The organism is Streptomyces xylophagus (assembly GCF_000716435.1).
In the GTDB taxonomy this organism is placed as follows: Bacteria; Actinomycetota; Actinomycetes; order Streptomycetales; family Streptomycetaceae; genus Streptomyces; species Streptomyces xylophagus.
On sequence record NZ_JNWO01000051.1, the window covers coordinates 19798 to 30415 of the forward strand.

General features: G+C 69.8%; 11 protein-coding genes. 7 read left to right on the top strand and 4 right to left on the bottom strand.

All coding sequences use genetic code 11. From position 1 onward, the window contains the following. Positions 1-129: 129 nt before the first annotated feature. Genes OO70_RS49005 through OO70_RS49020 form a run of 4 tightly spaced genes read left to right on the top strand, consistent with a single transcriptional unit; the run spans position 130 to position 4182 of the window. Positions 130-2631, top strand: coding sequence for a sensor histidine kinase (locus OO70_RS49005; RefSeq protein ID WP_043687702.1), 2502 nt, complete (start codon positions 130-132; stop codon positions 2629-2631). Beyond that, on the top strand, positions 2628-3104 hold the full coding sequence (locus OO70_RS49010) for a roadblock/LC7 domain-containing protein (RefSeq protein ID WP_043687703.1): 477 nt from the start codon (positions 2628-2630) through the stop codon (positions 3102-3104). Before OO70_RS49005 ends, OO70_RS49010 begins: the two co-directional genes overlap by 4 nt. A gap of 36 nt (positions 3105-3140) precedes the next feature. Next, the gene (locus OO70_RS49015) at positions 3141-3596 is read left to right on the top strand and encodes a DUF742 domain-containing protein (RefSeq protein ID WP_043687705.1); all 456 of its coding nucleotides are present in this window, start codon (positions 3141-3143) and stop codon (positions 3594-3596) included. Beyond that, positions 3583-4182: a GTP-binding protein gene (locus OO70_RS49020; protein ID WP_019062810.1), complete on the top strand. Its 600-nt coding sequence runs from the start codon at positions 3583-3585 to the stop codon at positions 4180-4182. Before OO70_RS49015 ends, OO70_RS49020 begins: the two co-directional genes overlap by 14 nt. A gap of 59 nt (positions 4183-4241) precedes the next feature. Here OO70_RS49020 and OO70_RS49025 read toward each other — a convergent pair whose 3' ends face one another. From OO70_RS49025 to OO70_RS49035, 3 genes are read right to left on the bottom strand one after another with little or no spacing between them, the layout of a single operon-like run. Then, the gene (locus OO70_RS49025; protein WP_043687708.1) at positions 4242-4910 is read right to left on the bottom strand and encodes an ABC transporter permease; all 669 of its coding nucleotides are present in this window, start codon (positions 4908-4910) and stop codon (positions 4242-4244) included. Then, entirely contained in the window at positions 4907-5617 is a 711-nt protein-coding gene (locus OO70_RS49030; RefSeq protein WP_043687711.1) for an ABC transporter permease, read from the bottom strand. The genes OO70_RS49025 and OO70_RS49030 overlap by 4 nt, the downstream gene beginning before the upstream one ends. After that, the gene (locus tag OO70_RS49035) at positions 5614-6744 is read right to left on the bottom strand and encodes an ABC transporter ATP-binding protein (protein ID WP_078651896.1); all 1131 of its coding nucleotides are present in this window, start codon (positions 6742-6744) and stop codon (positions 5614-5616) included. Before OO70_RS49035 ends, OO70_RS49030 begins: the two co-directional genes overlap by 4 nt. 244 nt (positions 6745-6988) lie before the next feature. Between OO70_RS49035 and OO70_RS49040 the strand changes: the two genes are divergently transcribed. Next, positions 6989-7843, top strand: coding sequence for a dolichyl-phosphate beta-glucosyltransferase (locus OO70_RS49040; RefSeq protein ID WP_043687715.1), 855 nt, complete (start codon positions 6989-6991; stop codon positions 7841-7843). Beyond that, the gene (locus OO70_RS49045; RefSeq protein WP_043687716.1) at positions 7840-10002 is read left to right on the top strand and encodes an ArnT family glycosyltransferase; all 2163 of its coding nucleotides are present in this window, start codon (positions 7840-7842) and stop codon (positions 10000-10002) included. The genes OO70_RS49040 and OO70_RS49045 overlap by 4 nt, the downstream gene beginning before the upstream one ends. A 71-nt stretch (positions 10003-10073) precedes the next feature. On the opposite strand, the gene OO70_RS49050 is transcribed toward OO70_RS49045, so the two are convergent. After that, positions 10074-10409 carry a VOC family protein gene (locus OO70_RS49050; protein WP_267881265.1) on the bottom strand — a complete coding sequence of 112 codons (336 nt, stop codon included), beginning with the start codon at positions 10407-10409 and terminating at the stop codon, positions 10074-10076. A 59-nt stretch (positions 10410-10468) separates the two neighbouring features. Between OO70_RS49050 and OO70_RS49055 the strand changes: the two genes are divergently transcribed. Then, a partial coding sequence (locus OO70_RS49055; RefSeq protein WP_407702900.1) for an HTH domain-containing protein occupies positions 10469-10618 on the top strand: 150 nt, incomplete at its 3' end.

Sequence of the window (10618 nt, forward strand, 5' to 3'; positions counted from 1 at the left end):
ATCGTTCAAAGAGGCGGTAGTCTCCCCGGAGTTGGCGTCGGTCACAGCGGTGTGCGGGGGCCGCTTCGATCAAAAACAGTCACGTGTGTCGCTGCGCGTACCGTGACAACACCCCACGAAGGAGGCCTGGTGTCCATACGGGGCTTCGCAGACCGTTGGCCCTTCAGGCGCAAGCTCAATCTGCTCGTCGGCGTACCGCTCGCGGTGGTCGCGGTGCTGCTGGCGTATCTCATCTCCGATGAGATCGGGCAGTCGACGGACGCGAGCGACGCGGCCCGGCTGGTGCGTGACAGCGGGCAGGTCGCCGAACTGGTGAACCTCGTGGAGGCGGAGCACCAGCAGGCCATCCTGCTCTCCGTCCGCTTCGAGGCCACCAACGACGGCGGCACACCCTCGCAGAGCGCCTTCCGCAAGGCCCAGATGGCCGTGGACAAGCAGGTCCAGAAGGTGCGCGACACCTTCGGCGACCGGCTGCCGGCCAGCGAGGCCCAGGCACTGAAGGAGATCAACGGCCTGCAGACGCTGCGCGACACCGTCGCACAGAGCTATCTGCCCGCCGACAACATCGACCCGGCGTACACCAGCGCCTCCGACGGTCTGATCGACGGGCTCGACCTCGAGCACAACGCGAACCTCGCCACCACCTTCACCGGCAACCTGCTGGACTCCGTGCTGCGGGCCGATGCCGCCCACAGCTCGTTCGAGACCAGCGTGTTCTCGGCGACGACCGGTGACAGCAACGCGCTCATCGAGTACAACAACGCGGTCGGCTCCTACGACCTCTTCACCTACCAGTCCGCCCGGTTCGCCCGGTTCGCCACCGAGGTCCAGGCCGACCAGCTCTCCGGGATCGAGCACACCCCCGCGCAGCGGGAGATCGCCCAGGCCTACGCCGAGCTGCAGATCGACCCCAGCGGGCTGCAGGCCGAGACGCCCGGCGCCGTCCGCAATGCCTTCGCGGACGCCATGAGCGACTACCCCGCCTATCCGCAACAGGCCGCGAGCCGGCTGAAGATCACCGGCTCGCTCATCGACCAGATCGCCGCCCGCGCGGACAGCGCCTCCAGCGACGCCTCCTGGCGCGCCGGGCTGCTGCTGAGCCTGTCGCTGCTCGGCTTCGCGCTGTGGCTCGTCTTCGTGGTGGTCGTGCGCCGCTCGGTGGTCCGCCCGGTGCAGGCCCTGACCGGTGCCGCGAAGCAGGTCGCCGAGGTCGCGGGCCGTGAACTCGCCCGCGTGGCCGACGACGACGCCGAGGACGACGGGCCGCCGCTGCTGCGGGACATGCCGGTCACCGCGAAGGACGAGATCGGTGACCTCGCCGAGGCCTTCAACCATGTGCAGACCACGGCCGCCGCGCTGCTGGCCCGCCAGGTGGTCAGCCGGCGCAACGTCGCCGAGATGTTCGGCAACGTCGGCCGCCGCGTCAGCAACCTGACGACCCGTCAACTCGCCCTGATCGACGCGGTGGAGCGCGGCGAGACGGACCCTGCACTCCTCGAGCGCCTCTACTCCATCGACCACATCGCCGTACGCCTGCGCCGCAACGCGGACAGCCTGATGCTGCTCGCCGGCATCCGCGAGACGGTGATGGACGGCGGACCCACCGAACTCACCAACGTCGTGCGGGCCGCGCTGGGCCAGATCGAGGGCTTCCAGCGGGTCGGGCTGCGGGCCGACACCGAGGTCATGGTGGAGCCCGACATCATCGGCGACCTCACGCTGATGGTGGCCGAACTCCTGGAGAACGCGGTCTCGTTCTCACCCGCGGGCAGCCCCGTCGAGGTGGTCGTACGGACCGACGGCGACGACGCGCTGATCGTGGTCGCCGACCACGGTCTCGGGATGAGCGCCGACCGCATCGCCGAGGAGAACGCCCGGCTGGTCCACCGCGAGCGTCTCGACCTGGTGCCGACGAAGGTGCTGGGCCTGTTCGTGGTCGGTATGCTCGCCCGCCGCTGGGACATCGACGTCACCCTGGCCCGCACGCCGGGCGGCGGTGTGACGGCGGAGGTGACGATCCCCGCGTCGCTGCTGCTACGCATGAGCGCGCTGGCCTCCGGCGGTCCGACGGAAGGGCACGCGGGCTCGGGCAAGGCGCTCGCGGCCACTACCGCGGGGTCCGGTGCCGTCAACTCCGCCCAGGACCAGCAGCGTCCGACGCCTTCCTGGGCCGCCTCGGACTCCGGACCACGCCCGTCGATCACCCTGAACAGGCCCGAGCCGATCGCGTCCGAGCACCTGCGCGCCGAGGACGAGCCCGTCCCGCTCCCCCGCCGGGTCTCCCGGTACGAGACGGTGACGGCAGCCGCCGCCGCGGCCCCGCCCGTCACCCATCACGCCCCGGCGGACGAGTCCGCCACCGCCCCTGACGACGACCCCGGAGGCTCCCGCCCCCTGCGTCGCCGGGTCAAGGGCGCCACCCTTCGTACGGGCGCCGACGCCGCCGCCCAGCAAGCCGCCAGGCAGGCCCCCCGGCCCGCCGACGCGGACGCCGTCCGCTCGGCCCTCGAAGAGTTCGAGGCCGCCGTGGAGCAAGCGCACCGGGACAGCGACACGCTCTCCGGTCTGCGCGTCGCGGACGCGGACCACCCGCACGACCAGATCCATCTCCCGAAAGGAGCGGAGCAGTGAGTACGTCGACAGGTGACACTCCCAGGGGAGGCACCACGCCGGCCGAACTGCAGGCAGCCGCGGCCGATTTCAACTGGCTGCTCAACCGTTTCGCGACGGAGACCGCAGGTGTCGTCGACGCCATCGCGGTGTCGTCCGACGGTCTGCTGATCGCCGTGGCCGAACTGCGCGAGCACGCCCACTCCGAACGCCTCGGGGCCATCGTCTCCGGCATCACCAGCCTGGCCGCCGGAGCCTCGGGCAACTACGGTCTCGGTGGCCTGAACAAGGTCATCATCGACCTGGAGGGCGGCCACGTCCTCGTCTCCGCGATCGGCAGCGGCGCCGTCCTCGGCGTCGTCACCGACAAGGAGGCCAAGCTCGGCAACATCGCCTACGAGATGACGCTGTTCGCCAACCGTGCCGGTTCCGCGCTCAACCCCCAGCTGGTCCTCCAGCTGAAGAACAGCGTCGGCGCCGCTTCGGCTCGGTGACCGGTCCCCGACCGGTCGAGAGAGGAACAGCCACTCATGCCCGACGGCCGCACTCCGAGCGGTGCCGGCGCGGACGGGGCCACACCCCCCGGTCGCGATCCGGTGCGCCCGCCCTCCGCCGTACGGCCGTTCCTGGTCACCGCCGGCCGGGTGGCGGGCGCCGGAGCGGCCGACTCCGGGCGGCCGATCCCGGTCGAGACCCAGGTGGTGGCCACGGCCGCCGGGCTCGAGGTGCTCGACCGGCTCTCCTTCGAGCAGCACGACATCGTCGCCGCCTGCCGGCAGCCGCAGTCCCTCGCGGAGATCGCGGCCCGGCTGCGACTGCACCTGAACGTGGTGCGGGTCCTCGCCGAGGACCTGCGCGCCGCCGGGCAGTTGACGGTGCACGTGCCGAACACCGACATCACCCATGACGCAACCGTCCTGCGAAGGGTCATCGATGGCCTCCGCGCCATCCCCAACTCCCGGGGAGTACTCCGTGACACCGACTGAACCGGTCGCCCGCGGTGCGGCTGCGCAGACCGTCGTACGACCGCCGCTTCCGGTGAAGATGGTCGTCGCGGGCGGCTTCGGCGTGGGCAAGACCACCACCGTGGGCGCGATCTCCGAGATCGAGCCGCTGACCACCGAGGCCGCCATCACCGAGGTCGCGGCGGGCGTGGACGACCTGTCCCACACCCCGCGCAAGACGACGACCACGGTCGCGATGGACTTCGGCTGCATCACCATCGACCCGACCCTGAAGCTGTATCTGTTCGGTACGCCCGGGCAGGACCGGTTCGGCTTCATGTGGGACGACATCGTGGAGGGCGCGGTCGGCGGTCTCGTCATCGTCGACACCCGCAGGCTCGACGACTGCTACGCCGCGGTCGACTACTTCGAGCACAAGCAGATCCCGTTCGCGGTCGCCCTGAACGCCTTCGACGGCAAGATCGAGCACTCCCTCGACGAGGTCCGCTGGGCGCTCGACGTCAACGAACGCGTCCCGGTCATCGCCTTCGACGCCCGCGAGCGCGGCTCGGTGCGGGACGCGCTGCTGGTCGTACTGGAGCTGGCGCTGGCGCGCACGGAGAACTGAGAGAACGGGAAGAGGGGGGAGGCTCGGGCCCTCCCCCCTCTTTTCGCGTTCAGCGAGGCTCAGTTGCTCCTGCGGACCCCCGGCGACACCGCGAGCCGTGAGACGCCCCAGAAGACTCCCAGCGTGACCAGGGCCATCCCGGCGACCAGGGTGGCGCCGCCGACGACCTTCTCGTAGTTCTTCTGGTAGAGGCCGTCGATGATGTAGCGGCCGAGGCCGCCGAGGCTGACGTAGGCGGCGATGGTGGCCGTGGAGACGATCTGGATGGCCGCCGAGCGCAGACCGCTGAGGATCAGCGGGAGCGCCACGGGGAGTTCCACCTGGAAGAGGACGCTCGCCTCGTTCATGCCCATGCCGCGGGCCGCGTCGACCGGGGACGGGTCGACGGAGCGCATCGCCTCGTACGTGGTGACCAGGATCGGCGGTACGGCGAGGACGACCAGCGGGATCATCACGGGGACCAGACCGAAGCCGATCAGCACGAACATCAGCACCAGCAGGCCGAAGCTGGGCAGCGCGCGGGCGGCGGTGGCGATGAGCGAGAGGGTGTTGCCGCCGCGTCCGGTGTGGCCCGTCAGCAGGCCGACGGGGAGGCCGATGGCGGCGGCGATGGCGAGCGCGATCAGCGAGTACTGGACGTGCTCGCGCAGCCGGGTGGGGATGCCGTCGTAGCCGTGCCAGTGGGTGCTGTCGCTGAAGAAGGAGTTGATGAAGTGGAGTACGTTCACCGGGCTGCGTCCTCCAGTACGAGTTCGGCCGGTTCCGGCCGGTCCTCGGCGGGGCGGGCCTTGCGGGTGCCGCGCGGCATCCAGGGCGTGAGGAGCAGGCGTATGCCGACCAGGACGGCGTCCACGACGATGGCGAGGACGGCCGTGGTGATCACGGAGAGCCAGATCAGGCGCGGTTGGTGGTAGATCTGGCCGTCGTTGAGCAGATTGCCGAGCGCGCCCTGGTTGCCGATCAGCATGCCGACGCTGACGAGGGAGATGCTGGAGACGGTCGCCACCCGCAGGCCCGCGATGATCGCGGGCACGGCGATCGGCAACTGCACCTGGAGATACCGGCGTACGGGCCCGAGGCCCATCGCGGTGGCCGCGTCCAGGGTCTCCTGGGGCACCGAGCGGACGCCGTCGACGATGGCCGGGACGAACACCACGAGGCTGTAGACGCCGAGCGGGATCATCACGGTGGTCTCGGTCTGGCCGGTGTAGTCGATGAGGACGACGAAGAAGGCCAGCGAGGGAATCGCGTAGAGCACGGTCGTCACCCACAGCACCGGCGGGTACAACCAGCGCAGCCGCACGCACAGTTGGGCGATGGGCAGCGCGACCACCAGCCCGACGAGGACCGGGATCACGGCCTCGCGCAGGTGCAAGCCGATCAGACCGAGGTAGCTGTTCTGCAGGTCGCTGGGGATGCGGAACCAGTCGTTCATCCGAGGACCTTCGTGCTGCTGCGCCCGGCCGCGTGCGCGCTCCGGATCGCCTCGCCCACGGCCTGCTGCGATACGACGCCCACGACCCGGCCGGTGTCGTCCACGCCGACCGCCCAGCCGGTGGGCGACAGCACCGCGCCGTCGAGCGCGGCCCGCAGCGAGTCCTTGCCGGCCGCGAACGGGCGGCCGTACGGCAGGAGTTGAGCGGTGTCGACGGCTCCGGCGGTCAGCGCGCCCGGCTCGCTCCAGCCCAGCGGCCTGCCGTCCAGGTCGGTGACGAGGAGGTACGGCACGTCGGGCGCGGTGCGTTCGGCGATCTGCTCGGCGGTGGAGTCGACGGCGACGATGGGGGACGTCTTGAGGTCGAGGCCGGCCGAGGAGAAGAAGGAGAGGCGGCGGATGCCGCGGTCGGCGCCGAGGAAGTCCTCGACGAACGCGTCCGCCGGGTCGGACAACAGCTCGGCGGGCGGGGCGAACTGGGCCAGCTTGCCACCGGTGCGCAGCACCGCGACCATCGTGCCGAGCTTGATGGCCTCGTCGATGTCGTGGGTGACGAAGACGATCGTCTTGCCCAACTCTTCCTGGAGGCGCAGGAGTTCGTCCTGGAGACCCTTGCGGACGACCGGGTCCACGGCGGAGAACGGCTCGTCCATGAGCAGGACCGGCGGGTCGGCGGCGAGGGCCCGGGCAACGCCGACGCGCTGCTGCTGGCCACCGGAGAGCTGGTACGGGTACCGCTTGGCGAGGGCGGAGTCGAGGCCCACCCGCTCCATGAGTTCGGTGGCCCGCGCCCTGGCCTTCTCCTTGCCCCAGCCGAGCATGCGGGGCACCGTCGCGATGTTGTCGACGATCGTGCGGTGCTGGAAGAGTCCGGCGTTCTGGATGACGTAACCCATCGACCGGCGCAGCGTGTTGACCGGCTGCTTGGTGATGTCCGCGCCGTCCAGGGAGATCGTGCCCTCGCTGGGGTCGATCATCCGGTTGATCATGCGCAGGGTGGTCGTCTTGCCGCAGCCCGAGGGGCCGACGAGGACGGTGATCGAGCGGTCCGGTATGTCCAAGGACAGTTGATCGACCGCCACCGTGCCGTCCGGGTACCGCTTGGTGACTGAATCTATCCGTATCAAAACGCCGAATACCCTTCGGATGTGGCAGAAACTGCCCGTTCCTGGCCGCTGTCTCAGGCCGTTGAGGGGAGAGTCTAGACGGCTTGTGTTGCGGGAACTTGGCGGGCACCTGAGGGGTTTTGGGCGCCGCTTCCTGGGGGTTCGACGCGGATTGACTGTGCCTTGTCTGTGAGTCCGCTGATTCTCATCGACCGTTCAGTGAAGGCACAGGAACGCCCCAGGCAGGGCCCGGAAAGTCACCGTCATGAACGAACAGAACGCGGGAGGCGTCCGGCAGCGGTCGGTCGAGATCGTGGTGCCGGTGTACAACGAGGCGCACGTCCTCGCCGGCAGCATCGGCCGTCTCCACGCATACCTCGAAACCTCCTTCCCGTTCCCGTTCACGATCACCGTGGCGGACAACGCGAGCACCGACGGCACCTGGCAGGTTGCGCTCGACCTCACCCAGCAGCTGCCGCACGTGCACGCCGTGCACCTCGACGCCAAGGGCCGGGGCCGCGCGCTCAAGCAGGTGTGGAGCCGGTCGGAGGCGGACGTGGTCGCGTACATGGACGTCGACCTGTCCACCGGCCTCGAAGGCTTCCTGCCCCTGGTCGCCCCGCTCCTGTCCGGCCACAGCGACGTGGCCATCGGCAGCCGCCTGCACCGGCAGGCGGTGGTCGAGCGCGGTGCCAAGCGCGAGTTCATCTCCCGCTCCTACAACCTCCTCCTCAAGGCAGGCCTCGCGGCCCGCTTCTCGGACGCGCAGTGCGGCTTCAAGGCCGTGCGCACCGAGGTGTTCCGGGCGCTCGCCCCGCACATCGAGGACACCGCCTGGTTCTTCGACACCGAACTCCTCGTCCTCGCCCAGCGCAACAGGCTCCGCATCCACGAGGTCCCGGTCGACTGGATCGACGACCCCGACAGCCGTGTCGACATCGTCCGCACCGCCCTCGACGACCTCAAGGGCATGCGCCGCATGTTCAAGCAGACGATCACCGGCCGCGCCCGCATCGCCGCCGTACCCCACCGCACCCGGACCGCCGAGGTCACGCCCGCCCGGGCGGAAGCCGACGCGCGCATCGCTTCCCGCTCGGAGAATCTGGAGTACGCGTCATGACGACCCTCGCCCCGCCACCCGCCCAGGAAGGCGCCCGCCGTTCGCACCGGGCAGGACCGCCCGCCGACGGCGGCCTCAACTCCCGTGCCAGAAGGCTGTTCACGGGCCCGGAGGACGACCCGCGCTGGGCCCGCCCGGCCCTCTGGGCGATCCTTCTGCTGGCCACGGCCCTCTACGCCTGGAACCTGACCTCGATCACCGGCAACACCTTCTACGACGCGGCCGTCTACAGCGGCACCAAGAGCTGGAAGGCGTTCTTCTTCGGCGCACTCGACTCCGGCAGCTTCATCACGGTCGACAAACCACCCTTCGCGCTCTGGGTGATGGGCCTCTCCGCCCGCGTATTCGGTTACGGCACCTGGCAGTTGATGCTCCCGATGGTCGCGGCCGGCACCGGCTCGGTGGCCATTCTGTACCGCAGCATCAAGCGCGACTTCGGCGCGGTGGCGGGCACAATCTCCGCGCTGGTCCTCACGCTCACCCCGATCACGGTCGCCATCACCCGTGACACCAACCCGGACCCGATCCTCGTCCTGCTGATGATGCTCGGCGCGGTGGCCCTCCTGAAGGCCGTCCGTAACGGCAAGTTGATGCCCCTGGTGTGGTCGGCGGTCGCGATCGGCTTCGCGTTCAACACCAAGATGATGCAGGCGTACGTCGTCCTGCCCGCGTTCTTCCTCGTCTACCTCTGGGCCACGAACGTCTCCCTCGGCAAGCGCATCCGCAACCTCGCCGTCGCCACCGTCGCGCTGATCGTCTCCAGCGCCTGGTGGATGGTGATCGTCGACCTGATCCCCGCGTCCTCCCGCCCCTACATCGGCGGCTCGACCGACAACACGGTCTGGGACCTGGTCATCGGCTACAACGGCTTCGGCCGCATCTTCGGCGCCAGCTCGTCGGTCGGTTCGCAGGGCAACGGGGCTTCGTTCGGCGGCAGTTCGGGCCTGTACCGGATGTTCAACGAGATCATGGGCGGCCAGATCTCCTGGCTGATCCCCTTCGCGGCGATCGCGCTCATCGCCGGTCTGGTACTGCGCGGACGCGCTCCCCGCACCGACGCCAAGCGCGCGGCGCTGATGCTCTGGGGCGGCTGGTTCGTCCTCCACTTCCTGACCTTCTCGCTGGCCGAGGGCACCTTCCACCCGTACTACGTCACCGCCATGGCGCCCGGTATCGCGGCCCTGGCCGGTGCCGGCGGGGTGCTGCTGTACCGCGCCTTCCGTGAGGGTTCGGCGGCCAAGTGGGCCTGGGTGCTCCCGGCGGCGATCGCGGCCAGCTCCGTCTGGGCGGCCGTCCTGCTCCAGCGGGTCTCCGGCTCCGGCACGGTCTACACGGTCGCGGAGATCGTGGTCGCCGTGGCGGGCGCGGCCTCCGTACTCGGCCTGCTGGTCGGCCGGTTCACCCGGCGCCACCGTCTGATGGGCTTCGCGGCCCTCGCCGCGGTCGTCGCCCTCCTCGCCGGACCCGCGGCCTACTCGGTCTCGGCGGCGACCTCTTCGACCAACGGCACCAACCCGACGGCCGGTCCCAGCACCGGTGGCGGCATGGGTGGCGGCGGTGGCGGTATGGGCGGCGCGCCGAGCGGCACCAAGTCCGGTACGAAGCCCAGCGGTTCGGGTACCGGCAAGATGGGCACCCCGCCGTCCGGCGGCACGGCTCCCTCGGGCACGGGCAGCAGCGGCTCCTCGACCGGCGAGTCCACCACCGAGTCGGGATCCACGTCCGAGTCCGGTACGCAGCAGGCCGGCGGTGGCGGTATGGGCGGCGGCTCCCAGGTCTCGTCCGAGATGATCGCGTACCTCAAGAAGCACCAGGACGGCGCGACTTGGCTGCTGGCGGTGTCCACCGACCAGACGGCGTCCTCGATCATCCTGGAGTCGGGTCAGCCCGTGATCTCCATGGGCGGCTGGTCCGGAAGCGACAACGCGATGACCCTCGCGAAGCTCAAGTCCCTGGTGAAGTCGGGCAAGTTGCACTACATCATGGTCAGCAGCACCGGCGGCCAGGGCACCAACTCCGAGATCGCGACCTGGGTCAAGGCCCACGGCACGGCCGTCAAGTCCTCGGCGTACAGCTCCAGTTCGTCGACCTCTACCTCTACGTCGTCCACGTCGACCAGCAGCGGCCTGTACCGCCTGGACGCCTCCGACGTCAGCTGATCCCCCCGAGCCACATTTCCCGACAGGAAGGGCCGCCGGTGACCCCGGCGGCCCTTCCGCGTTGCCGCCTTTCAGTCCCGCGGTGCGACGCGGATACGGTTCCCGTCGGGATCGGCCGCGAGGAAGGTCGGCCCGAACCCCGCGTCATGAGGCTCGCGCAGGATCGTGACCCCCTTGGACTTCCACTGCTCGAAGGTCGCGTCGAGCTCGTCGGGTCCACCGTCGATGGCCAGGCACACCTCACTGGTGCGCGGGACGTCCGGTGACAGATCCTCGAACTGGCCGGACCACACACCTAGGTCGGCGCCTGGTCCGAGGTCGAAGGTGATGTATCCCGGAGTCTCGAACGAGGGGCTCATGCCGAGGAGGTCGCCGTAGAAACGGGCTGCGGCGGGAGCGTCGTTCACGTAGTGTCGCAATTCCTGAGAAAATCTGGTGGGTGACCCCAGACCGCTTCTTCACCCTGATGCTGCTCCTCACATCGAGGGATGCCGTGACCACACAGGAACTCGCCTCAGCGCTCGGGGTGTCCCTGCGGACCATCACCCGGGACCTGAACTGGCTCCGCGACGCCGGTCTTCCGGTGACCGCACACCGGGGCCGCTTCGGAGGCGTG

Bases quoted from the DNA above. Each gene is read 5' to 3' on its own strand.
- OO70_RS49030 (WP_043687711.1), bottom strand. From the start codon at position 5,617: ATGAACGACTGGTTCCGCATCCCCAGCGACCTGCAGAACAGCTACCTC.
- OO70_RS49045 (WP_043687716.1), top strand. From the start codon at position 7,840: ATGACGACCCTCGCCCCGCCACCCGCCCAGGAAGGCGCCCGCCGTTCG.
- OO70_RS49040 (WP_043687715.1), top strand. From the start codon at position 6,989: ATGAACGAACAGAACGCGGGAGGCGTCCGGCAGCGGTCGGTCGAGATC.
- OO70_RS49015 (WP_043687705.1), top strand. From the start codon at position 3,141: ATGCCCGACGGCCGCACTCCGAGCGGTGCCGGCGCGGACGGGGCCACA.